Genomic DNA, 23,636 nt, shown 5'->3' with positions numbered 1-23,636 from the left:
GGTAATTCCAACATTATGTGCGTTCTTTAAATCCCAACAATAGTTGTGAATTGATTCCGAAATTGTATTTTTACCGAAGGTAATTCCAACGACCCTGCAAGGTCACTGGAGTAATTAATAGTTGTGAATTGATTCCGAAATTGTATTTTTACCGAAGGTAATTCCAACAAAATAAATAATATATGTAATATATATAAAGTTGTGAATTGATTCCGAAATTGTATTTTTACCGAAGGTAATTCCAACCCACAACGGAGTAGAAGTTGCAAAAGGGGAGTTGTGAATTGATTCCGAAATTGTATTTTTACCGAAGGTAATTCCAACAATCAATAAGCATTTAACAATCAAAAATGGGTTGTGAATTGATTCCGAAATTGTATTTTTACCGAAGGTAATTCCAACTTTTTTCATAATGTTTCGTTTAATAGTTGAGTTGTGAATTGATTCCGAAATTGTATTTTTACCGAAGGTAATTCCAACATTATGTGCGTTCTTTAAATCCCAACAATAGTTGTGAATTGATTCCGAAATTGTATTTTTACCGAAGGTAATTCCAACTTTGATTCTGAATACACGTTAAATGGGGTTGTTGTGAATTGATTCCGAAATTGTATTTTTACCGAAGGTAATTCCAACCTAATCCTTCAAAAGCCCGAATTTAAAGAGCTTTTGAAGGATTTTTTGGATTAAGAAAATTAAAAGAGCGATAGTTGATGAGATCCTGCCTTAGGCTTTTCTTCTTTCCTACCATGATAGAGGAGGATATCCCCAAATTGTTTGTCGGTTACAGAAAGAATCATCACTTTTCCATATTTAGGTAATGAACTTTGTACTCTTTTTTGTTGCATTAGGGCATGTTCTCTACTAGGGCAATGGCGTAGATAGATGGAAAACTGAAACATGGTAAAGCCATAATTCAATAATTCTTTTCGGAATCTTGCAGCCGATTTTTTTTCTTGTTTGGTTTCTGTAGGGAGGTCAAAGGATACAAAGAGCCACATAATTCGGTAGGCATTAAAATGGTTTTGGGGTAACATAAAATTCAGGATAAATTATTTTTCTTTTTGTTTGGGCAAAACAAGCCGATAAACTTGCACTGGTGGTTCTAATGGCTTCCATAAATAATTTGGTTTTATCTGCTATTAAAACTTCTGAGGTATATATTTGTAATAAATTTTGCTTGATAGCAGGGGATATTTTATCGATTTTTTTATTGGAGTCAAAAAGTTGATACACCAAATAATCCACAAAAGGACGATAAGGCTCCATGATATCATCTGCCAAACAAAAAGCGTTGTATTTATTTTTATGAAAAATTCCAATACTGGGGTTTAGTCCAGAACTCACCAAGGCTCTAGCAACGGCAGATCGCAAGACGGCATAACCATAATTGAGCAAAGGATTGGGCATATCTCCGTAGCGGTCTCTTGTGAATTCTTGCCAAAGATGTTTCCAATAAAAATTGGCGGCTTGCCCTTCTTTGTTGGTGCTGTCACCACTTTTTACTCCTTGGAGATAATCATCCATTTGCCCATGAGGTTTCCCTAATATTTGTAAAACCAATTGCTGATTGCTTATTTTCGCCTGAACCGTCTGTTTCCAAAGTTGTTTTCTGAGTGCCTCCGAACAGTTTATTTGGTTTTTAAGTTGTTCTTGCATTTGGCTATGCCCTTCAAAAGGAAGCATCAAACCTTGAGGTATATGGAAATTGTCACAACTAATGATTGCTGCCTTATGGTTTTGCAATTCTTGGATGACTTGTAAAGTAATGGTGGTTTGAGGATGTTCTAATATCAAATAACCAATATCTTCACAAGGGATCGAACCCAATTCCCTTTGGGTTTCAGGTTCGATGATTTTGAGTTGCTTGTTTTTTATTTTGAGATAAGCAGGGTTTTGTATGAGTATAGAGCGTTTCATTGGAATGAGTGTTAAAAACCTCGGTAATAATCTTTTTGATCATCCTAGGGGAGATCATCTATTTTCTTTTGCCATTCTTGGGTGAGGCTGATTAAATCGGCAAAAATTGCCACGGAAATATTCCGATATCCCATGTCTGTTTTATGTTGACTTATACCGATTACTTGCTAAAATTACCCACTTATTTCACTACGTTCATAACTGGCTTTTAGCAATGTATCGGCATTATACCTATGAGTAAATTAACACCGTAAATGGTATTATTTGAGCTTTTAGTTCTACCCCATTATCCAGCACATTGGCGATAACAATATTTTCGTAGGCGGGTAAATAGCCCAATTTAGCATCATTCCAAAAGATGGCTACAGCATAGCTATCATAAATATTTTCGGCATCTCTTTCTAATATCAATGGATTACCTATTTGAATTTGTTTTCTGATTTCTTGATATTGGTAATGGTGCATACCTCGGATATAATTATCATATATCTTTATTTCCGATCGTTTGATAAGGTGCTTGGGCAGAAGTAATCCTCCTGCTCCAAGCCCTAAGTTTTGTAGAAATTCTAGTCTGTTCATTTTAGTATTCTCCTATTTGAACTATTTTTCCAATGTGATTTATTCTAACTTTGATAATGTTTTTTAGACCAACAGTACTCTGAATGAAATAGTATTTTTTTCCAATCAGAGCTTTCAAACTTTTCAAATCTTGACTTGTAGTTGCTTGAGTCTCTAGGTGATGAGTAAACATATAGTTCTTCGAAGCAATTTTCTGCACTCTAAATAAGTGTTTACTTATCTGAGCGCTATTTTTTGCATTCATTAAATCAATGGTAGTAGGGTCAAAATCTTCAGAAGGAAACAAAAACATTTCATTTTGCTTCATTGTAAATAGGAACTCCCAACCTTTTTGTTGGTTGAAACTTTTGTCTATAATCGGTAGGTTTTCATTGACCCTTGCTACGGCTTCATAAAAAGAAACCACTTTTTCTTGTAGATTTCCTTTTTCGTCTTTATAGATGGCTACGTGGTGGTTGTTTCCTGTACTTACAAAATCTACTGCTTGTTTTTGTCCGTTTTTGTCCAAAATGGCATTGCCAAAATGGTCTTTTTTATAATGAAGAGCTTCGGCATTGCTTACACCAGTAATGGTTACCCTTTTTATAGCGATTCCTTTTTCCTTATTAAGCCAAATTGGATTTTTCTCTAAGTCTGAAAAGGCTTTTTTTGCATTATTTCCAAACTCTGACAATCTATTTTTGAGGATAATTCTAATCTTTTCATCAACTACTTTATCGATCTTTAAATCAGGACCTATTTCTTTTCGTATGGTGAAAATTTCTTCATAAACAGAAACGTCTTTAAGTGGTTCATCTTTCCAAAGAAGAGGTGTTTTCTTTAAGGTTTTTGTGTCAAAAGCAATTTGAGGATTGTTTTCAAATAGATGAAGATGCTGTAAAACAACGTGTTTTTGCTCTTTATTAACCATCAAATCAATTTGATCTAAAGAAGTTTTTTTAGAAAGTTTCAGTGGTTTTTGAGCAAGTCTTTTTGATTTTCCGTAAACCGTTTCTTTGTGAAGTTGTCCTCTAGGTGTTTTCTGTTTTCTATTCTCTTCTCTATGATCTCCTTTTGCCTTGTTTATATTATTGGTAACTACTTTGTTTTTTGTCTTAAAGGAAATTAGGATTTCTTCAATCTGCTTTTTCGCCTTTTGTCTAAAGTTTTCCATGGGTGGAGTATAGACGCGTTTAGTTTTACCATTTTTCCCTTCTTTTTTTGAAGTAATTAAGTTTTCAATAGCAATGATATTACTATGTTTTTTGTGGTCTTCATCTCGTCTGGCATTTAAATAATTAATGTATTGAATATGATTATGCGTCGTAAAAGCTACAGTTAAAGCATCCATGGCGTGATGGCGATGATCATTCCTTTTTGTCCAATCTTTTATAACCTCAATTTCTTTTTCTTTCTCTTGCCCAGAATCCCATCTTTTTTCGATTTCAGTTAGCCCCAAAGCACGATATTTAGGCAAACTCAATTCTTTCATGATATTAATTAAGTCCCAATCTTTCCTAAGTTTATCTGTAATTCTCCCTGATGTAGCTACAACTGTTGGGAATACTTCCAACAATAATTCTTTTGCTTTTTTAGCAATATATTGACTGTTTCGTAGGTCTCTTTCTATAAATCCATCAGGAATATTTTTTGCAGACATCAACATTTTCTTGTACTTACCCTTCGATATAGCTTTGCTTTGGTACAAGTCTTCTACTCGTGCATGGTATTCATCCAATTCAGAATGATAATCCTCAGTTATAAAATCAATAGCTGTTCTGCTTCCTTTTTTAATATTTATTTCCCTATAAGCCAATGTTTTGTTGGAGAAAGAATCATCAAACAATAATGCCTTTGGAATTATATGCTCGATATCTACTTCTTTAGAGAATATTTTTTCTTTTGGAATTTGAGTGTTGGTAAAAATGGTTTTATAGCCGTTTTTTCCTAATTCTTCCCAAAGTTTATAACGAGTCACGTCCGATTTGGTAGGCTTAAAACCAAAGTCCTTTTCAATGATTTTTCTTATTTCATCATTCGCTTTTGTCGATTTGTTGATGAATGTTTGGGCATCAGCTCTTTCTTTAGCTGTTTTTTTAAGTTCACGAGCAAGTTCTATTCTTATTTCATCAGGTTTACCATAGGTATCACAAACTTGATTAATGAGATTAATCATTTGATTCAGAATTTTTTCCACTACTGGATTGCGTAAACTATTTTTGGTTAATAGTTCCAAACGATCTTTAAGTTCTCTTTTAGCCAATTCTTCTGCAGTAAAACTATTAGAATGGTTATATCCAGCCAATTTGCAGGCTTCGTAATAGTCATGTCCATCTTGAAGAAATGGCATTATTTTTCGGAGTGCTCTTGTGGATAAGTTACCATAGTCATCAGACAATGAAATATTGGAAACCAACTTGGTATATTCAGGTTTAAACCCAAATCTATTGTGCAGAACTTTTCTTAGTTTAACATCTGTATTTCCATAAATTTCTCGATCTTCTGGTGTTATTTTGTCATCTTCTTCTGCAGAGTAGAGCAAATGCCAGAGCTGATAACTGGCTTGTTTGTCATATTGTTCACAATGGCTGTTAAAATCTAATATTTCTGCCTTGATCCCAAGAGATGGAAAGATAGCTTTTAGTTCTTCTCTTATTTCTTTTGCCGTTTTTTTGTTCCAGTCAAAACCATACCCTTCTCTTTCTGCAATTAATTGATAAACATTGAAAAGACTTTTATTGGTTCTATTTCCTTCAATTTTTTCAAGGTTGCATTTCCAATTAGATTTCTTACGAATAGCATAATATGGGTTGAGAACATCTAGAATTTCATTTGGCTTTAAATCACCTCGAAGATTAAGTTCTTCAAAAACTACTTTTCGAATTTCATGATCTATTTTTTTAAAATCAATAACTTCATTTTCAGTTTTATTGACAAATTTTAAATTACGAAGTCCTTGCCAAATTTTAGATTCTTGAAATAGAGGGGAAGATTTTGGAATTACTCGAGCTCCTGCCCAACGCATTTTTGGTTTATCGGTTAACTTATTGATAATAATATTACCATTTTTATCTTTCCTTTCTTCTCTCCAACTTTCAAACTGACAGAAACTAATTAACCCTTTTTGAGATTTTAATTTTCTTTGATAGAATATGACAATATCTCGTATTTCTTCCTTTAGTTTTGGATTTAATACAGAATGAAATTTTGCCTGAGTTTCCCAAATAGTTTCAAATTCATCCAGATAATCTTGACGATAAAAAACTTGATTTTTTAAGGAAGTATGTGGATTTCTTTCTATTTGTCTATACAAGAATTCTCCAACCGTTATTTTATCTATATAGAGTATTTTACTTCTATCGCTAATATTTCCTAGATAACCGCTCGATTTGTTTTTGTCGTTATTTATTTCTTGCAAAGCAATGGCAAGATGTTCTAGTTCTAATTTTTCATTTAATCCTTTAGTCCTAAATAAGAATCTTTGTCTTTTTTGTTCATCAGCTTTTCCTGTTAGTTTTATACCTACAATATTAAATGGTTCTTGACATATTGCCCATGTTTGGCTTTTGTTTTTGTCTTGGAGTGCCTGATATAATTCGTTATTAAGAATTTCTGGATAATATCTTTTCTGTTGCTCCCAAATAAGGTCAAACTCATTCTGTAAATCCGAGCGATAAAAATCTGGAATGTATTTTTTCCCATTTTCTAACAGTTGTAATCCATATTGACCAGGAGTTAAGTTTTCATCATAAAGTATTTTAGCCACTCCCATACCGTCAATGGCTGTTCCGTCTGCTTCTTGTTTGGTTTTTCGACTACTTTTATATCCTCTTTTTTTATTAATTGCCAATAGGATTCTTGCAAACTCTTCAAGAGATACTTTTTCTTTAGCCGATTTTGCTCTAATGTTTAAGAGATTGTGTGTAGAGTTTTTACCATTTTCAGCTAGCACGGTTTCTTTGTCAATGAAGCCATGTTTTCTTAATACATCTATCAAGTTCTCTCTTCTTAGTTTAAATCTTTGGAGATTTCTTCTTGCTCCTCTTTTGAGGGTTCTGTCTGCATTGGTCGAGATGGGTTTTCCCTTTTCAAAATTGGTTTTTTCATCCACCGTAAGTGGGTTCACACGAACACCAAGTTTTATAATTGACCCATCAATTACTTTCTTATCAATTTGATGCTCTTCCACCAATGCCCAACCAATAGAATTGGTCCCAAGATCTAATCCAAGTACTCTTTTTACTGTTGTGTTTCCTTTATTCATTTTATATCCTTTATCGTTAATTTATCTATCGGAATTATACTGATACATTGCTAAAAATCAATTAAAAACTAGTAAAATAAGTGAGTATTTTAGTAATAATCGGTATTACCTCTATTTTTGAATAAAGTTATATTTTTTAATTCAGTTAAAAAATCACCCTTTGGGGTGATTTTTCTGTTTAAATTAATTGTTTCGAAGGTTTTTAAGGTAAATAAAACAACAATTTGTTGTAAAATTCATAAAAAATGATACAAGAAATGTCAAAATGAGTCTTCAAGAAGCGTGCGAAAAAGTCTTGAATTTGGTAGAATCAAAAAAAAACCGGATATTTGGATTACAATTTCAGAATCAATTCACAATAAGGATTATTCCGTTGTGAAAACATTTAAAGCGGCCGCTCTTTTGAGTTGGTCGTTTTCTTTTATCTATATCAATCCCCGTCCAAAAGTGAAAATCCCTGCCCAAAGCAAGATTCCACCAAGCATCATAAACAGTACGATAGGTTTGTTTTTTGGGAAATACCTAATTGCAAGAAAAGCACCGAAGGGAATAGAGAGTAGGATAGGAGTGAGGAGTGCGAGAAGAAGTAATCCATTTTTTCTCATCATCTTTACAACCAGTCTATTTTTTTTTGAGAAGATTTTTCGTTCTTTTCCTTTTCTTTGTTGTCTAATACCCATTTGTAGTAAGAAAAAATCTGCTAGATAATAGAACACAAAGAAGCCCAAAAAACCTCCAAAAACCATACATAAAAAGAGTGTTTTACCCGTAATTCCCATAGGAATTGCACTTAGAGGTGCCATGGCAAACTTCACGGTTGCGAGTAAAATAATGGTGAGGTATTTAATCCAGGGCATCATTCATTTTTTTGATAAGATGTTCATAAACAGATTGCCAACCTTGCCAATGTCCTGTCTCTGATAAGCTTTCATTATGCCAAAGGCTTACAAAAGTTCCATCTACATTTTTCACTTCTTCTACCAAGCGGTTAATACTGGCTTTTGCTTCTTGAGGATTCAATTTTTGATAATAATACAGAGAAGATTCCATAACACAAAAAGGGGTGATTTGTAGAGGCGTTTCATATTCTAAATCTAAGTCATAAAACGCAAAAGGCGTACAAGTAGCTGCTCTAAAGCCATTTACAGAGGCGTATCCCATGGTATAATCTGTTTCGATATTATTTTCTATCAAATTCCTGTAGGTATCTGGTATAGTTAGTTTTAGAAAATGTTGTCGACTGTTTTCTACTTCCCTATGAATAATATTTTGAAGTGTTTTAATCTCTTTTTTAAGGATTTGAATATCGGTATTGGAACGATAAGAAGGGTGAATACCTACTTTTCCATAATCTGCAAGGCTCTTTATGATACTCTGAAAACTTTTTTGTTTCGGATGAATATTGGTATCATAGGTATCGTATTCTCCGAGAAGAATAAAAAACAAGTGATCTACTTTTGGATATTCTTTTCTTTTTTTGATAATAAAATCAAAAGTATCATAAGGGTCTTTTTTTCTTTTTAGGAGCACCGAGATGATTTCAAAAATTGCTCCTAATTCAAACCTAAATAATTTCTTTGCTAGAATTCCAGTAGTTCTTAAAATCCCTTTTGCTCGGTAAGCATAGGCAGAGTCAATATCTAAACTATTTATGGCCTTAAAGCTTCTTTTGGGTTTGGGAATTTCGGGGTATTTTTCTTGTATTTTTTCAAATACCAATAAGGCCCAAATATCCACCAAGGGTTTTTCGAGCAAACCATTTTCATAAAGGAAACTTTCTTTTGCGGGGAATCTGCCGTGTGTATCTTTTATATGTGCCCAATATTCTTCATATCTCGATAGGAAAAAGAAAATAGCAGAAAATGGATCAAAATTTAAAGCGCTTTCATGGTTTCCATGTTGAAAAATACAGGGGGTAGATTTATGGTATCCTAAAATTATTTCTGGGTATCCTATTCCTTTTTCCCAAAGAAGTCCTTGTGCATGAAAATGAAGATCTTGATGAATCGTTTTATTTGCATAAGAAAATTTTGGACCGTTGTAAGACACAAATTCTTGAAGATCTTGTGTAATACGGTAGGGTATTTTAAGAAGCACTGAGAATACCTGCTTAAAGGTATAGGCAACTCTGCTGGTTTTGTGTTGGGAATAAATGAGGATTTCCATTTTTCGAAGATAAAAAAAACACGCCATAAAACTATGACGTGTTTTCAGATTTCCCAATCTATTAATATAATTATTTGTTTCTAAAGGCTTCTAGATGCTCAATATACTGAGCGGCGTTCATTCTTTGGTAACCTGTTCTCCCAAGAACTTCTTTTTTTGGTGAGATAACAAATACCGAAGGATATCCTCTTACTCCAAGTTGTTGGGACATTTGTACCATCTGTGGAGTTATTTTTGATCGATCTCTTCTTGGGAAATCCAACTCAAGCATGATGTATTCTTTATTGGCATATTCCACAAATTCTTTTTGATGAAAAACTTGTGCAACCAGTTTTTTACACCATCCACACCAGTCTTTTCCTGTAAAGAAAACAAAAACGGGTTTATTTTCTTTTTCCGCCATTGAGAATGCTTGATTAATATCTGTTACCCAGTTTATTGGAGAATTACTTTCCGCTTTAGTTACTTTTTTAATAGGTGCTGCTTTTGGAGTAACAACTTCCTTTTTTGTTATTTTATTGTTGTCATTTTCAGCATCTTTAGCAATATTCTTTGTGGTAGTAGAACCACAAGAGCTAAAAAGAAGAAGTGATAGACTTGTTAGGGTTAATATGCGTTTCATGTTGTTTTCTGTTCTGTATATCTTTAGCAAATTTACACCAAAATGAAATCGATTTTGGTATAATTGTCACCAATTTAAGGTTTTTTCACCAAAAGAAAGGTTTATATAAAAAGAAATGGGCAAGATTTGTACCAAGTATTTTAATGATATCATTCTAGCCCAATATATCTTCATTTTTTCGTTTTGAATTATTCTACTATTAAGGTATTAATTGACTTATAGGAATAAGTGAGTTATTTAGTAAGTAGTGGGTATAGAAAGCCTATTTCTAAATCTCCTTTTAAGATTTATGGGGCATAACTATTCTTCCTGATATAGCTTGATAAAAACAGGACTATAATAATAGGATAAATTCCCTTTTTGGGCTCGGAAAGTACCGTGTTCTCTTCTAATAGAATCGTATTTGAAAGGAATAACCACTTCATTTTTCTTGTTTATGACACCATACTTATCTTGGTATTTCACAATCAGAACGGCTGAATGGTTTAGGTAATCCATTTCGTCGTAATGTAGTGGGACAATAAGTTTACCCAGTTTGTTTATCAATCCCTTCTTTCCATTACTTTCCACTACGGCAAATGCGCTTTCTCGAGGTAGGTTGTAGCTATCCCAAACGGCAGGAAGCTTTATTTTTTTTAAGTTAAAATTGTTATAGGCGATTCCATATTTGTTCCCTACTTTATAAAAATGAAAATCACTGCCAGAATATGAGCCTCCACAAAATATTGTTGAACAATCAATAGGTTTTTTGCGAAAATCTAAGCAGAATTTTTCTCCTTCAAAAGGTGTGATTCTATAACCTAGAGGATAATCTTGTTTAATATGCTTATATCCAGTAGTGTCTCTATTTTTTTCTTTTTTGTTCCAGAAAAAGTAAGCATTGTTCTGTAGAACCACCATAGGATATTCATCATAACTGTTTAGTGGAGATGGAAAAGTTCTGTCAAATTGAGGAGACACTTTTATTTTCCCAAAACCATCGGAAAATCCCCACTTATCACCAATTCTATATGGAAAATAGCTCTGTTCTTGAAAATACTTTTGCATTCTAATGTTCTGTCCCCAAATAGGAGCGAATGTCATGAGAGTGATAACAATGGTAATGACCTCTTTGGTAAATTTATTGGGCATAAAAAAACTTCTTAACCCAGCAAAGGTAAGAAGTTTTATGTTTTTTTCTATTGAAAAATAAAGGCTTAAATCCTTTTCAAATGCTGTTTGTACATTCTTATTTGTTCGGCTAGCATTTTCTTTTCGTCCAATTTTTTGGCTTCGTTTAAGAGTTTTGTAGCTTCCATTTTACGTCTTTTACTCATGGCAATTCCTGCAAGTCCTAGTTTTACCATGGCTAAATCTTGTCCAGACTTAAGTCCAATTTTTTCGGCTTGTTTAAAATGCTTTTCTGCACCGTTGAGGTTTGTTTGAGCCAGCATATTTCCTTTTAAAAAATGGTAATAAGCGTGTTGTTTCTTTACTAGTTTGTGTGGTGCTTTTATTTTATTCAAATGCATTTCGGCTTTAGCCAAATCATTTTTTTGCATCTGAAAAAGTGCTAGAATGATAAATTCATTAAAGAAGACCAATAATATGGCAATGGCAAGAAGAAGGGTAAGAAAAATACCATTTCCAATATTTCCTTCCATAAATTGCCAAACAGCACCGCCTAAAAACAAGGCGATTAAGATAAATTTTATCTCTCTGTTATACGTATAATAAAGGTTTAGCATCTGTTTTGTTTTTTGTGGGTATAAACAACAAAAAGCGAGATTGCTCGCTTTTTGTTGTTTAGAGTATCATAAAATTATACCGTTCTTGTGGTATCAAATTGTTCTAAATAGTCTGCTACTCTTCTCAAGAAAGAACCTCCAAGAGATCCGTCTACCACACGGTGGTCATAAGAAAGAGATAAGAACATTTTGTGACGAATAGCGATTACGTCTCCATGTTCTGTTTCCAAAACTGCAGGTTTCTTTTGGATGGCTCCAACGGCTAAAATAGCTACTTGAGGCTGGTTAATAATAGGAGTTCCCATTACATTTCCAAATCCACCAACGTTTGTAAGAGTAAATGTACCTCCAGAAATTTCGTCTGGTGATAATTTATTATTTCTTGCACGGTTTGCAAGGTCGTTTACATTTTTGGTGATTCCCAATAGGCTTTTCTCATCAGCATGTTTGATTACTGGAACAATCAAGTTTCCTGAAGGAAGTGCCGTAGCCATTCCTACATTGATATCGTTATGCTTAATGATTTTGTTTCCATCAACAGAAACGTTAATCATTGGGAAATCTTTTATGGCTTTTACTACAGCTTCAATGAAGATAGGCGTAAAAGTAATATTTTGTTTTTCACGTTTTTTGAAATCACCTTTTACGCTATTTCTCCAGTTTACAAGTTCTGTAACGTCTGCTTCAACAAAAGAAGTAACGTGAGGAGAAACATGCTTAGACATCACCATGTGGTCTGCAATAAGCTTACGCATTCTATCCATTTCAATAATCTCGTCATTGGTACCTACTGGTACAGATGGAGCTTGGATAGTTTTGCTTGCTGGAGCAGGTTTACTTGGAGCAGGAGCAGCTTTTGGGGCAGGAGTTGTTTTTCCTGCTTTTTTATCTGCTACATAGCTAAGGATATCGTTTTTAGTAATTCTTCCTTCTTTTCCTGTACCCTTGATTGCATCAAGTTCTGATGGATTGATTCCTTCTTCAGCAGCAATAGAACGTACTAATGGAGAAAGGAATTTTCCACCTGGTGAAGATTTTCCGATAGCTCCTTGATCTCCTGAAACAGACTCTACTGCTGTTGCAACAGTTTCTTCAACCTTAGCTGCGGCAGTTTCTGTATTGGAAGTTGCTGGAGCGGCAGTTTCTTCTGCTCCACCTTCAGTTTCTATGATGGCTATGGCTTGACCAACTTCTACTACGTCTTCTTCGTTAAAAAGTTGTTCCACTAAAACACCAGCCACGGGTGAAGGAACTTCTGAATCTACTTTATCTGTTGCGATCTCAAGAACCGTTTCATCCATTTCAATGGTGTCACCTACAGACTTTACCCAATTTGTAATGGTAGCCTCGGCAACACTCTCACCCATTTTGGGCATAATAAGTTCTACTTTTGCCATATCTATATTTTGATATTTGAAAAATGTCTAAAAAATGTTGGACAAAATTAGCTTTTTTTGAGGGATTTTTGAAAGGTTTTCTAATCGGATTTTCTTTAGAATGATATTTCTCATAATTATCGATATCTGTAGAAGATATCAAATTGAAAGCTCTATTTACGAATTCCCAAAAGAAACACGCATCCAACGGCATAAGCACCAATATCTCCCCAGTCAAAAGTAGTTCCTATGATGGTTCTGGCAAGGGCATTGTTTTCAAGCCCTAAAATCTCTACGACATTAAAATATTGAGCAAATTCTACTAAACAAGCGAAAATAAATACGCCTAAAACCACCTTCCACGGTGTAGACTTTATAAAACTTCTTACAAAAAAATAAACCAATGCGACTACTAAAACATCGCCCACAAAGGTTCTGATAAAACCACCCTTGATATAAATAGCGATAAGAATTTCAATGATTAGAATTCCGAGGAAAATCAAAAGGGAAGGAAAGTGGAGTCTAAATTTCATATCATTTTTTAGTATAAAAGAAAACCCGAAGAAAATAGATTACTTCGGGTTTATATTGTTTTTAGAAATATTTACTTTTAAGAATTAAAAGTATCTACAATTTCTTGGCTTACTCCTGTGCTAGAGAATCCACCATCGTGGTAGAGGTTCTGCATGGTAACTTTTTTAGTTAAGTCTGAGAACATCATTGCACAATAGTTTGCACATTCCAAGGCATCGGCATTTCCTAGAGGAGACATTTTATCGGCAAAATTGATAAAACCATCAAAACCTTTTACTCCACTACCTGCTGTAGTCATAGTTGGAGATTGAGAAATGGTATTTATTCTCACGTTTTTAGATTTCCCGTAGTGGTATCCAAAACTTCTTGCGATAGACTCAAGCATTGCTTTATTGTCTGCCATATCAGAATAGTCTGGGAAAGAACGTTGAGCTGCGATATAGCTCAAACCGAGTACTGATCCCCATTCGTTAATTGCATCCAGTTTATAAGCTGTTTGTAATACTCTGTGGAAAGACAATGCAGACACATCATTTCCTTTTTGGAAGAAATCATAATTAAGATCCGTATAAGCACGTTTTTTACGAACATTGATAGACATTCCAATAGAGTGAAGGACGAAGTCTATTTTTCCACCCAAAATTTCTTGAGCCTTTGTAAAAAGGTTTTCAAGATCTTCCATAGAAGTTGCATCGGCAGGAATAACCTCCGAATTTGTTTTAGAAGCCAATTCGTTAATTTCTCCCATTCTCATAGCAATTGGGGCATTTGTTAAGACAAACTCAGCACCTTGCTCATGACACACTTCTGCTACTTTCCAGGCAATTGAACTGCTGTTTAATGCTCCGAAAATAATTCCTTTTTTACCTTTTAGTAAGTTATTCATAGGTTCTTCTTTTGCTAAATAAAAATCTAAATTATCACATTTTTTCGAATCCTTTCTATATATCTTCTTTTTCTATTGAAATATGACAAAAAACCATTGTGTAATGTTTTTGTTTTTACCTTATATTCATATTTATTATCAGAATCTATATACGTAAGAAAGATATTTTTTGATACCTTGTTAAGTCTTATCTACGCTGAAGTATTATAGAAAAAAAGAGCAGTAAAATGTTCTTAGTAGATTATTGAAGGAGAAAAGTGAATTGTGAAAACTATGAAGAAAACTTATTTCAATTGGAGTTCGGGAAAGGACTCGGCTCTGGCTTTATATTATTTACTGCAAGATGAGAATCTTCATATAGATCGATTACTTACATCTGTAAATACTCATTATGATCGAGTATCTATGCATGGACTAAGGCGTAGTTTGCTTGAGTCGCAGGTGAAAGCTATTGGTTTGCCACATACAACGATAGATTTACCACAAAATCCTACTATGGAAGAGTATCAAAAAATGATGACCAGTGTGGTAGATAAATTAAAGAAAGAAGGATATAAGGCCTGTGGTTTTGGAGATATCTTTTTGGAAGATTTAAGAACTTATCGAGAAGAACAATTAGAAGGAATTCAATGTTATTTTCCGCTTTGGAAGAAAAATACTAAGGAATTATTGGAAGAGTTTCTTGCCCTAGGTTTTAGAACAATTCTTGTTAGTTTAAATGGAGAACAATTAGATCCTTCTTTCTTAGGTAGAGAGATTGATCAAAATTTCATTAATGAATTGCTTGAAAATGTGGATCCTTGTGGCGAAAATGGAGAATTTCATACATTTTGTTATGATGGCCCCATATTTTCAAAGCCAGTTGCATTTGAAATTGGTGAAAAAATAAAACGAAGCTATCCTAAACCCAATGCTATGGATGGAGAAACTATTGATTATTGGTTTTTGGATTTACTTCCTGCTAAAGGTGAGTAATACCGATTACTTGCTAAAATCACCCACTTATTTCACTGCGTTCATAACTGGCTTTTAGCAAGTATCGGCATTATACCTATGAGTAAATTAACACCATAAATGGTATAAGTTTTCAAATTTTGATATTAGTCCTTGTGATTGATATATCCACTAAAGATCTTTTAATTTTTAAGGTTGTGATTATGTAGATATTGCTCTTTGAATTTTGATTCATATAAATACTAGGAAAAGTATTATCCAAATCGAAAAAAATATCCTAAATTTGCATCCTTAAACTATTAATCAATCGAGGTCGTGTACCTCAAAAAGATTTTCTATGGCAACAAAAATTAGATTGCAAAGACACGGAAGAAAGGCGAGACCTTTTTACCATATCGTAGTAGCAGATGCAAGATCAAAGCGTGATGGACGTTTTATCGAAAAAATCGGAACCTATAATCCAATTGAAAACCCAGCAATTATTGAACTTAACTTCGATAAAGCTGTTGAATGGATGATGACAGGTGCTCAGCCTACAAATACGGTAAGAGCCATTCTTTCTTACAAAGGAGTTCTATTGAAGAAACACCTTTTAGAAGGAGTAAGAAAAGGAGCTTTAACAGAAGAGCAAGCAGAGAAAAAACTTCAAGCTTGGTTGGAAGAAAAAGGTCAGGCTATTGACAGCAAAAAAGACGGATTAGCGAAAGCTGAAGAAGCTGCTGCTGCTGCAAAACTTGAAAAAGAAAAAGAAGTGAACGCTAAGAAAGCGGAAGCTATTGCTGCAAAAAATGCTCCAGCTGAGGAAGAAGCTCCAGCTGAAGAAGAAGCAGCTGCTGAAGGAGAAGAAACTCCAGCAGAAGAATAGGACTTAACTATTGTGGATATTGATTCACCAATAGGAACAAGATTCTAAATTTGAGAAATAAAAACTCCAAGACCGAAAGGCTTGGAGTTTTTTTATAGATTTTTTGAAAACGGATTCTAAACATAAAACACGATGTTACAACACCAAGATTGTTTTTCTCTCGGAAAAGTACTAAGGAAACACGGATATAAAGGGGATTTTATTGTTCGTTTCGATGCCGATGATATTCATAGATATGAAGGAATTGATGTTGCACTTTTTGATTTTAAAGGAGAATTGGTTCCTTTGCCACTCACAAAATGTCAATTTTTAAAAAATGATACTTTTTTGATGCATATTGAAGGCTTTGATCATGAAGAAGACTTGTATAAAGTATTGAGAAGTGAAATTTTTCTACCCCTAGATTTATTGCCAGATTTAGCTGATGAGGAATTTTATTACCATGAAATTGAGAATTATGAAGTACAAGATGAAAATCTTGGAAATATTGGAAAAGTGGCTTTTGTTAGACAAGATACCGCTCAAGATATCTTGTATGTGAAAAAAGATGAAAAGGAGATTCTCATACCTTTAGTGGATGGTATTTATCAAAAAGTAGATAAGAAAAATAAAATAATTTTTGTAAACACACCTTCTGGTTTGGTAGATTTATATTTGGAAGAAGATTAAATGAAATCATTTCCCAATAGGTATTGTAATATTTTGGACATGTTTGATTTGAAATATTTTCAGTTTAATTTATTAAGAGATATTTTTCTAGTGAAAATCCCCCTTTGAAGGGGGTAGGGGGATGTTCCACCTCGAATCGAAGTAGAATAACAAATTTTCTGCACATCATATTAAGTAATTAACGTCTATCATTGTGGATTTTCATTGAGAAACATCCCTCTTCCCCTCCCGAAAAATCGGGACAAGCTAATCGAAGGGGGGCTTATTGTTTTTCGGGCGTTTTTTGATAAAATATTTATCACACCCTATTTCCCTTGTTTAATCCCGTTTTCTCTCTACTATCATGTTTCAGGAGATTATTTTTGATAAATCTTTAAAAAAAATGAGTATTTTAGGATTCAACTAAAAGAAAATGAAATTATGGTAGAATTAGCAGGAATAATAATATTGGGTATTTTGGCTCAATGGGTAGCGTGGAAATTTGAGATACCCGCTATTTTACCACTTATTCTTATAGGTCTTTTGGTGGGGCCAATTGCTGCAGAGTTTATCAATGAAGATGGTTCAAAATGGATTGAGCCCATCTGGAATGGGGAAAAAGGTCTGTTTCCAGGTGAAAGTCTCTATTATTTTGTATCCTTAGCTATTAGTATTATTCTTTTTGAAGGAGGACTTACGCTCAAAAGAAGTGAAATAAGCAATGTGGGACCTGTAATATCAAAGCTAATAACTGTAGGTTCTTCCATTACGTTTTTTGGTGCAGCTGTTGTTTCGCATTATCTTTTTGGACTCAACTGGGATATTAGTTTTCTTTTCTCTGGACTGATCATTGTTACTGGACCTACTGTGATTACTCCCATTTTACGAAATATTCCTCTTCGAAGAGATATTTCTACTGTTCTCAAGTGGGAAGGGATTTTGATTGATCCCATTGGAGCGCTTGTTGCCGTATTGGTTTTTGAATTTATTTCGGTGGGTGGAGAAATAGGTTTTACAAAAACTGCACTTATTGAGTTTGGGAAAATTGTCCTTTTCGGAACCACTTTTGGTTTTACCTTTGCTCATGCACTAGTTTATGCAATTAACAAAAAATTTATTCCCCATTATTTGCTCAATGTTGTTTCACTCTCTGTAGTGTTATTGGTTTTTGTAGAATCGGAGATTTTTGCACATGAATCAGGTCTTCTTGCCGTTGTTGTTATGGGAATGGTGATAGGGAATAGTAAGCTTGATAGTATTAAGGAGCTTCTTTATTTTAAAGAATCCCTGAGTGTTTTGCTTATTTCAATTCTGTTTATTCTTTTGTCTGCCAATATTAATTATAGTGATCTCGTATTATTATTCCGTTGGGAAACTTTGGTTCTTTTTCTTTTGGTTGCTTTTGTCATTAGACCCTTGGCTGTTTTTGCAAGCTCTATGTCTTCAAAACTGAAGACAAAAGAAAAGTTGTTTATCAGTTGGGTAGGACCCAGAGGAATTGTAGCGGCGGGAATTGCTTCTTTATTTGGGAGCAAGTTGATGGCGCAAGGAGTACAGGGAGCAGAATATATTACTCCTTTAGTTTTCATGGTGGTTTTGGGAACTGTTTTGCTTAATGCTACCACGGCGAGATTAGTAGCAAAACTCTTAGGTGTATTTCTTAATAAAAGTGATGGAATTCTGATCATCGGAGCTTCTAAAGTATCAAGAGTAATTGCTCAATATTTGATGGACAATGGAAGACATGTGGTTTTGGTGGATAATAATCAGAATAATATCAATCTAGCCTATAAATCGGGGATTGAATCCTATACCCAGAATATCTATTCTGATGAATTGGCAGATAATATAGAGTTCAATGATATTGGATATTTACTTGCATTAACAGGAAATGCAGAGATTAATAAGTATGCATTGGACAAATATGCCAAGCATTTTGGTGAAAACGGTTCGTTTCGTTTAGCGTCAAAACAAGAACTCATCTCAGAATCTAGAGATAATCAAACCTTTTTTACCCGAACTGACGATTATAATAATTTAGCAAATATTGCGGATAACTATCCACACATCCATGAAGTAGCTATCGAAAATGCAGAAGGATATCAAAACTTATTGGCACAGATGAATAGTAATGACAGCCAAATTCCTCTTTTTATTAAAACAAAAAATGACGCGATTCACATTATCAGTTCTGTTGATGAGAACCTAGAGGAGTATTTGGACAAAAGTTCTCAATTGGTGTATTTAGGTAAAAAGTTGGCTTAATTTTTCGATCGAATTCATATTCGCATAAAAAAAATAGCATCATCGAAGCCGATGATGCTATTTTTTTATAATCAATATTTTTTAGGAACTAAGCCATTTCAGCTTTTCCCATCATACTTAGTACGGCTTTTTTTAGTGCAGGAGCATCATAATTACATTCTGCATAAAGTTCTGTTTGTGTTCCGTGCTCAATGAATTCATCAGGAATCCCTAATCTTTTTAGCGGAAGTAAGCAATCGTTTTCTGCCATAAATTCAAGAATTGCAGATCCCATTCCTCCCATTATAGTTCCATCTTCAATGGTGATTACTTTTTTATACTCTTTAAAAGCCTTGTGAAGAAGTTCTGTATCCAGTGGTTTTACGAATCGGAGGTCTATATGCCCGAGTTCGATATTTTCTTCTGCCATTTCATTGCAAACTTCAGCAACCATATTCCCAACGTGTCCGAGAGAGAGAATTAAAATTTCATCTCCTTTTCTTAGCTCACGAGATTTTCCGATAGGAATTTCTTTCATAGGAGTTTTCCAGTCCACCATAACTCCTGTACCTCTAGGGTAGCGGATTACAAATGTTCCTTGGTCTGGTAGTTGAGCGGTGTACATCAGGTTTCTCAATTCTTCCTCGTTCATAGGGGCAGAAATGATCATATGTGGAATACACCTAAAGAAAGCAATGTCATAAGCTCCATGATGGGTAGGGCCATCGGCACCCACAAGTCCTGCACGGTCTAAGCAAAGAACGACATTGAGTTTTTGTAAGGCAACATCATGCACCACTTGATCAAATGCTCTTTGCATAAATGATGAATAAATATTACAAAAAGGAACGAGCCCTTGAGTAGCCATTCCTGCCGAAAATGTAACGGCATGTTGTTCTGCTATTCCCACATCAAATGCTCTTTCGGGCATTTCATCCATCATGAATTTTAAAGAACAACCTGTAGGCATAGCGGGGGTAATTCCTACTATTTTTTCATTTTCTTTAGCCAGTTCAATGATTGTATGTCCAAAAACATCTTGATATTTTGGAGGTTTTGGAGTAGTTGAATTACTTTTAACAATCTCTCCTGTTTTTTTATCAAAAACCCCTGGAGCATGCCAAGTAGTTGTGTTTCCATCCATGGCTGGCTTGTATCCATGACCTTTTTCTGTTCGGATATGAAGGATTTTCGGCCCTGAAATGTCTTTAAGATCTTTTAATCTTCTTACGAGGCGTTTTACATTATGCCCATCGGTGGGTCCGAAATATCTAAAATTGAGCGATTCAAATAAATTACTTTGTTCAAGAACTAAGCTTTTTACAGAGTGCTCCATTGTTTGAGCAATTTTTTGCGTGTTTGGACCTAGTTTACTAAGTTTTCCAAGTAAATGCCAAACATCATCTTTTAGGGTATTGTAGGTAGAAGAAGTAGTAATATCTGTTAAATAACGATTCAGAGCTCCAACATTTGGGTCGATACTCATATCATTATCATTCAAAACCACAAGAAGATTACTATTGGTGAATCCTGCATGATTCAAAGCTTCAAAAGCTTGTCCAGCAGTCATCGCTCCATCTCCAATAACTGCAATATGTTGTTTATCTTGATTTTTTAGAGCGGAAGCAACTGCCATTCCTAATGCTCCACCAATGGAAGTAGAAGAGTGACCTACGCCGAAAGTGTCATATTCAGACTCACTTCTTTTTGGAAATCCAGAGATACCTTTGTAAACACGGTTGGTATGAAATACATCTCTTCGTCCTGTGAGTATCTTATGTCCATAAGCTTGATGTCCTACATCCCAAACAAGTTGGTCTTCTGGTGTATCAAAAACATAATGAATGGCTACGGTAAGTTCTACCACACCAAGACTTGCTCCAAAATGTCCACCCTTTTCGGAAACAATATCAACGATAAATTCTCTAAGTTCTTGACAAACTTGTGGTAATTGATCAATAGTAAGTTTTTTAAGATCCTTAGGTGAATTTATTTTAGAAAGCAATTCCCCAGCTTTATATCCCATCGTTGGTTGGTTTTGTATTATAATTAAATTCAAAGGTACAAAAAGCATTAGGATTTTTGTCTTAATTCTCGTTGGAGAGCTTTAAAATATGTGATAAATCGGACTTGTGATTATTGCCTTAGGATTATGTTTAAGAGGATGTTTATTTATCATTATAGTATATATTTGCATCATAAAACTATAAATCTAAAGATTATGTCAAGTATTCGTGACTTTAAGAAGACGGCAAAATATGCCTTTGCAGACCTTATCGAAGAGGTGTTTATATGGGAAATTGCTACAAGTCAAGAAAATAATGATAAAAGTAGAGACTTGGTAGATCGATTGGCCAATGCTTACTTTGATCTTATTAAGGAAATTAACAAAAACGCTGAAAATAAGAAGGAACATTATAGAGCACTTCACACTTCTTTAACTACAAGTTTAGAATCTTTCGAGAAAGAAGTAGACGCTTTGTAGAAAACTTATTTCTACTTATAAATTATAAGCCTCAGTTGTATTTTTAAATAAATAGCTGAGGTTTTTTAGTTTTAATATATTATATTAGTATTTGATAATCAATAGATAACACTTTATGAAGGTTAATAAGTTTCTTTTGCTGACTGTCTTGTTTTTATTTGAAGCTGTAAGTGTACATTCTCAAGCTATTTCCTGTAGAGAAGCAGGGATTGATGAAAACACTGAAGGGGCAATGACGATGTTACGGATATATTTCCAAGCAGAGGACGGAAGAGGAGGTAGAGGTTGTTGGGCGCATCCTCATGAAAATGGCAAGGATATAATTGTTACTCCCAAAAGTTGGGGGAAAAATCCAAACCCAGGTAAACAGTCATTGATAAATAAAGCCATGGAGTCTGTTACCGAGACACGCACTTGGTTACAAGGAAAGGGTGGGGTACAAAAAAACATGATTATTACATTAAGAGATGATGATCCTTATATAGATGGAGAAGAAATTGCAGTAACTAATGACTTTTCTTCAGATTCTTTATGTTATATAATGGTAGAGGCCTCAAAACTTAGACCTTTTTCTTGGAGGAAGAAACAGTTTATCTTTACTCACGAAATTTGTCATTGTTTCAATAGAGACTATTTTGACTTTGAAGGCAATTATTCAGTAATGGATAAATGGTGGAATGAAGGGTTTACAGAATATCTCACATCAAAAATTGTTCGAGGTACAGAAATGGAATATAGATTTCAATTGGATCTTGGGAAACGACCTTTTATAGCTTATGCCTCCTTTTCTCTTATGAAATACATAGAAGAGCAATTAGGTGTTACAAAATTTGATGATTTAATCAATACTCTTTTGCGAATAGAGGCAGAAGATTCTGTACAGTATGTGTCAAAAATGCATCAGATTTTTCACGAAAAGCACGTAGATCGATTGATTCATGAGTTTATGGTAAAACTTAGGAATAATGAAATAGTTGATAATCAAGATCAAGTGATTCCTACCGTTGGGTACTTTGATATGGATATGAGTTTTTCTTTATTGCCAGAGTTGAATTATAAGGACATTGGAATGTTGAACTCTTATACGACTAAAGAGTTTTATATGGATATTCCTGAAGGATATGTGCTTTCCATTTATCCCATGGAGAATAGTGAACACGTACAACATAGTATAGAGTACTTGGAGGAAAGAGTGGATTACTGGAACCTGCCTGTGGTAATATCTGGGGAATGCGATACCGTTGTACCTATTACTATTTATCTTACTTATACAGGAGATTCTGTTATGGAGGCTGGAAGTTTGTATTATGAACTTGTCCCCATGGAAGAATGTATTAACGACCCGGTAACGAAAGCCTGTGGAAGTCTTTTTAATTTTAAAGTTGGAGACTATTGGAACTATACTTCCGAAGTAGGTGGGCAGCTTACTATTTCGGAAAACACGGTGTCAGCTATAGTGAATGATTCATTAGGAAATCAAAGAGTGTATGTCAGTGTAATGGTTCGAGATCAGATAGGGACTGTTATTGATCAATTTAAAACAAGTATCACTTGTGATGGAATTTATGCTGTGATGGATATGAGTTCTTTAGTTTCGTCAATTAAGAGTGGGCTCAGAAAAGCTAAATTCATTCCAAAAGGTAAGGGATTGCAAATTCCAACACCTCTAACTGTATTAGATAAATTGCCAAAATCACAATTTGCAATTGAAGGAGAAGTTTTCGATGGGTTTAGTGTAGAGTTCAATTATGAATTAGTTGATCGAGTTGTTAAAAGTAAAGAAAGAATAAAAACCCCAATGGGTGAGTTAGACTGTTATAAGGTTGTGAGTAGAAACAATGCGACCATGCAAAAGAAGCCTTCCACTAAAGGAGATTTACCAGCGTTTATTTCGAATATAGATTTGAGTAGTACGGTTACACAATGGTATGCAGAAGGTTTTGGAATGGTTAAGCAAGTTACAGAATCAGCAATGGGAGGAGTTTCTACAACTATGATGACCGAAAAAGGAAACAAGAAAGAAGGAACTACTAAAAAAGGAGATAAAAGCCCTAAGGGAAAAAAATATCCTAAGAAAAAGAGGAATTTGAAAGAAAGAAGAGGGAAGTAGGAGTTGTAGAGGTTTGTTATTTCAATATAGTTGAACTGTATTTTGTAATGTAGCAGTACTGTTTTTAGTAATTGTACGGTCCTTTTAACTAAATCTCAATTAAAAACTCACTATATATCAACGCATAGCAAAAAATCTTCAAAAAAACTTAACAAAAGGCATACGTTTAATTAAAAAGATTTCTACTTTTGCCCTCGCAATTGAGACAAGGCACAGCGTTGCTTCGATGAATTGCAAAGATCATTGATAAGATGAGAGCGGAACTCTTACTGGATTT

The 23,636-nt window shown here is 34.2% G+C and carries 19 protein-coding genes and 1 CRISPR repeat array; of the genes, 6 read left to right on the top strand and 13 right to left on the bottom strand.

Annotated elements, in window-relative coordinates; translation table 11 throughout:
- Positions 1-120: 120 nt before the first annotated feature.
- Positions 121-636: a CRISPR direct-repeat array (repeat unit 48 nt; unit sequence GTTGTGAATTGATTCCGAAATTGTATTTTTACCGAAGGTAATTCCAAC).
- Positions 637-695: 59 nt separating this feature from the next.
- The 12 genes from cas2 to N4A45_12920 form a co-directional block, all read right to left on the bottom strand.
- Positions 696-1,037, bottom strand: a complete 342-nt coding sequence (gene cas2, locus N4A45_12975) for a CRISPR-associated endonuclease Cas2 (GenBank protein ID MCT4666132.1) — start codon at positions 1,035-1,037, stop codon at positions 696-698.
- Entirely contained in the window at positions 1,015-1,920 is a 906-nt protein-coding gene (gene cas1 / locus N4A45_12970) for a type II CRISPR-associated endonuclease Cas1 (GenBank protein ID MCT4666131.1), read from the bottom strand. Before cas1 ends, cas2 begins: the two co-directional genes overlap by 23 nt.
- Before the next feature lie 231 nt (positions 1,921-2,151).
- Positions 2,152-2,499 (bottom strand): HIRAN domain-containing protein, encoded by a 348-nt coding sequence (locus N4A45_12965; protein MCT4666130.1) that lies wholly within the window; start codon positions 2,497-2,499, stop codon positions 2,152-2,154.
- A gap of 1 nt (position 2,500) precedes the next feature.
- Positions 2,501-6,742, bottom strand: a complete 4,242-nt coding sequence (cas9, locus tag N4A45_12960) for a type II CRISPR RNA-guided endonuclease Cas9 (protein ID MCT4666129.1) — start codon at positions 6,740-6,742, stop codon at positions 2,501-2,503.
- Between the two features lie 425 nt (positions 6,743-7,167).
- Complete coding sequence (locus N4A45_12955; protein ID MCT4666128.1) at positions 7,168-7,602, bottom strand: hypothetical protein; 435 nt, start codon at positions 7,600-7,602, stop codon at positions 7,168-7,170.
- On the bottom strand, positions 7,586-8,908 hold the full coding sequence (locus tag N4A45_12950; protein MCT4666127.1) for a polysaccharide deacetylase family protein: 1,323 nt from the start codon (positions 8,906-8,908) through the stop codon (positions 7,586-7,588). Before N4A45_12950 ends, N4A45_12955 begins: the two co-directional genes overlap by 17 nt.
- Positions 8,909-8,978: 70 nt before the next feature.
- Entirely contained in the window at positions 8,979-9,530 is a 552-nt protein-coding gene (locus tag N4A45_12945; protein ID MCT4666126.1) for a thioredoxin family protein, read from the bottom strand.
- Between the two features lie 300 nt (positions 9,531-9,830).
- Positions 9,831-10,661 (bottom strand): WG repeat-containing protein, encoded by an 831-nt coding sequence (locus tag N4A45_12940; GenBank protein ID MCT4666125.1) that lies wholly within the window; start codon positions 10,659-10,661, stop codon positions 9,831-9,833.
- A 65-nt stretch (positions 10,662-10,726) separates the two neighbouring features.
- Complete coding sequence (locus N4A45_12935) at positions 10,727-11,257, bottom strand: DUF2892 domain-containing protein (GenBank protein ID MCT4666124.1); 531 nt, start codon at positions 11,255-11,257, stop codon at positions 10,727-10,729.
- Positions 11,258-11,331: 74 nt separating this feature from the next.
- Positions 11,332-12,654 (bottom strand): 2-oxo acid dehydrogenase subunit E2, encoded by a 1,323-nt coding sequence (locus N4A45_12930; GenBank protein MCT4666123.1) that lies wholly within the window; start codon positions 12,652-12,654, stop codon positions 11,332-11,334.
- Positions 12,655-12,806: 152 nt separating this feature from the next.
- The gene (locus tag N4A45_12925; GenBank protein MCT4666122.1) at positions 12,807-13,166 is read right to left on the bottom strand and encodes a DUF2809 domain-containing protein; all 360 of its coding nucleotides are present in this window, start codon (positions 13,164-13,166) and stop codon (positions 12,807-12,809) included.
- Between the two features lie 77 nt (positions 13,167-13,243).
- Positions 13,244-14,053 (bottom strand): SDR family oxidoreductase, encoded by an 810-nt coding sequence (locus N4A45_12920; protein ID MCT4666121.1) that lies wholly within the window; start codon positions 14,051-14,053, stop codon positions 13,244-13,246.
- A 273-nt stretch (positions 14,054-14,326) separates the two neighbouring features.
- Between N4A45_12920 and N4A45_12915 the strand changes: the two genes are divergently transcribed.
- From N4A45_12915 to N4A45_12900, 4 genes are all read left to right on the top strand, one after another.
- Complete coding sequence (locus N4A45_12915; GenBank protein ID MCT4666120.1) at positions 14,327-15,028, top strand: adenine nucleotide alpha hydrolase; 702 nt, start codon at positions 14,327-14,329, stop codon at positions 15,026-15,028.
- Between the two features lie 316 nt (positions 15,029-15,344).
- Positions 15,345-15,872, top strand: coding sequence for a 30S ribosomal protein S16 (locus tag N4A45_12910; GenBank protein MCT4666119.1), 528 nt, complete (start codon positions 15,345-15,347; stop codon positions 15,870-15,872).
- Between the two features lie 132 nt (positions 15,873-16,004).
- Entirely contained in the window at positions 16,005-16,541 is a 537-nt protein-coding gene (gene rimM / locus N4A45_12905) for a ribosome maturation factor RimM (protein ID MCT4666118.1), read from the top strand.
- A 420-nt stretch (positions 16,542-16,961) separates the two neighbouring features.
- Positions 16,962-18,785, top strand: coding sequence for a cation:proton antiporter (locus tag N4A45_12900; protein MCT4666117.1), 1,824 nt, complete (start codon positions 16,962-16,964; stop codon positions 18,783-18,785).
- An 88-nt stretch (positions 18,786-18,873) separates the two neighbouring features.
- Here the strand turns inward: N4A45_12900 and dxs are convergent, their stop codons facing one another.
- Positions 18,874-20,790: a 1-deoxy-D-xylulose-5-phosphate synthase gene (gene dxs / locus N4A45_12895; protein MCT4666116.1), complete on the bottom strand. Its 1,917-nt coding sequence runs from the start codon at positions 20,788-20,790 to the stop codon at positions 18,874-18,876.
- A 195-nt stretch (positions 20,791-20,985) separates the two neighbouring features.
- Between dxs and N4A45_12890 the strand changes: the two genes are divergently transcribed.
- The gene (locus tag N4A45_12890; protein ID MCT4666115.1) at positions 20,986-21,249 is read left to right on the top strand and encodes a hypothetical protein; all 264 of its coding nucleotides are present in this window, start codon (positions 20,986-20,988) and stop codon (positions 21,247-21,249) included.
- Between the two features lie 115 nt (positions 21,250-21,364).
- Entirely contained in the window at positions 21,365-23,359 is a 1,995-nt protein-coding gene (locus N4A45_12885) for a hypothetical protein (GenBank protein ID MCT4666114.1), read from the top strand.
- The last annotated feature ends 277 nt before the right edge of the window (positions 23,360-23,636 follow it).

This window comes from Flavobacteriales bacterium (genome assembly GCA_025210805.1).
GTDB lineage: Bacteria > Bacteroidota > Bacteroidia > Flavobacteriales > CAJXXR01 > JAOAQX01.
Note: the sequence above shows the minus strand (reverse complement) of the source record. Positions and strands in the feature narration are given on the sequence as shown.

Bases quoted from the DNA above. Each gene is read 5' to 3' on its own strand.
- N4A45_12935 (MCT4666124.1), bottom strand. From the start codon at position 11,257: ATGCTAAACCTTTATTATACGTATAACAGAGAGATAAAATTTATCTTA.
- cas2 (MCT4666132.1), bottom strand. From the start codon at position 1,037: ATGTTACCCCAAAACCATTTTAATGCCTACCGAATTATGTGGCTCTTT.
- N4A45_12890 (MCT4666115.1), top strand. From the start codon at position 20,986: ATGTCAAGTATTCGTGACTTTAAGAAGACGGCAAAATATGCCTTTGCA.
- N4A45_12885 (MCT4666114.1), top strand. From the start codon at position 21,365: ATGAAGGTTAATAAGTTTCTTTTGCTGACTGTCTTGTTTTTATTTGAA.
- N4A45_12910 (MCT4666119.1), top strand. From the start codon at position 15,345: ATGGCAACAAAAATTAGATTGCAAAGACACGGAAGAAAGGCGAGACCT.
- N4A45_12965 (MCT4666130.1), bottom strand. From the start codon at position 2,499: ATGAACAGACTAGAATTTCTACAAAACTTAGGGCTTGGAGCAGGAGGA.
- N4A45_12915 (MCT4666120.1), top strand. From the start codon at position 14,327: ATGAAGAAAACTTATTTCAATTGGAGTTCGGGAAAGGACTCGGCTCTG.
- cas1 (MCT4666131.1), bottom strand. From the start codon at position 1,920: ATGAAACGCTCTATACTCATACAAAACCCTGCTTATCTCAAAATAAAA.
- cas9 (MCT4666129.1), bottom strand. From the start codon at position 6,742: ATGAATAAAGGAAACACAACAGTAAAAAGAGTACTTGGATTAGATCTT.
- N4A45_12940 (MCT4666125.1), bottom strand. From the start codon at position 10,661: ATGCCCAATAAATTTACCAAAGAGGTCATTACCATTGTTATCACTCTC.
- N4A45_12955 (MCT4666128.1), bottom strand. From the start codon at position 7,602: ATGATGCCCTGGATTAAATACCTCACCATTATTTTACTCGCAACCGTG.
- N4A45_12900 (MCT4666117.1), top strand. From the start codon at position 16,962: ATGGTAGAATTAGCAGGAATAATAATATTGGGTATTTTGGCTCAATGG.
- N4A45_12930 (MCT4666123.1), bottom strand. From the start codon at position 12,654: ATGGCAAAAGTAGAACTTATTATGCCCAAAATGGGTGAGAGTGTTGCC.
- rimM (MCT4666118.1), top strand. From the start codon at position 16,005: ATGTTACAACACCAAGATTGTTTTTCTCTCGGAAAAGTACTAAGGAAA.
- dxs (MCT4666116.1), bottom strand. From the start codon at position 20,790: ATGGGATATAAAGCTGGGGAATTGCTTTCTAAAATAAATTCACCTAAG.
- N4A45_12950 (MCT4666127.1), bottom strand. From the start codon at position 8,908: ATGGAAATCCTCATTTATTCCCAACACAAAACCAGCAGAGTTGCCTAT.
- N4A45_12920 (MCT4666121.1), bottom strand. From the start codon at position 14,053: ATGAATAACTTACTAAAAGGTAAAAAAGGAATTATTTTCGGAGCATTA.
- N4A45_12925 (MCT4666122.1), bottom strand. From the start codon at position 13,166: ATGAAATTTAGACTCCACTTTCCTTCCCTTTTGATTTTCCTCGGAATT.
- N4A45_12945 (MCT4666126.1), bottom strand. From the start codon at position 9,530: ATGAAACGCATATTAACCCTAACAAGTCTATCACTTCTTCTTTTTAGC.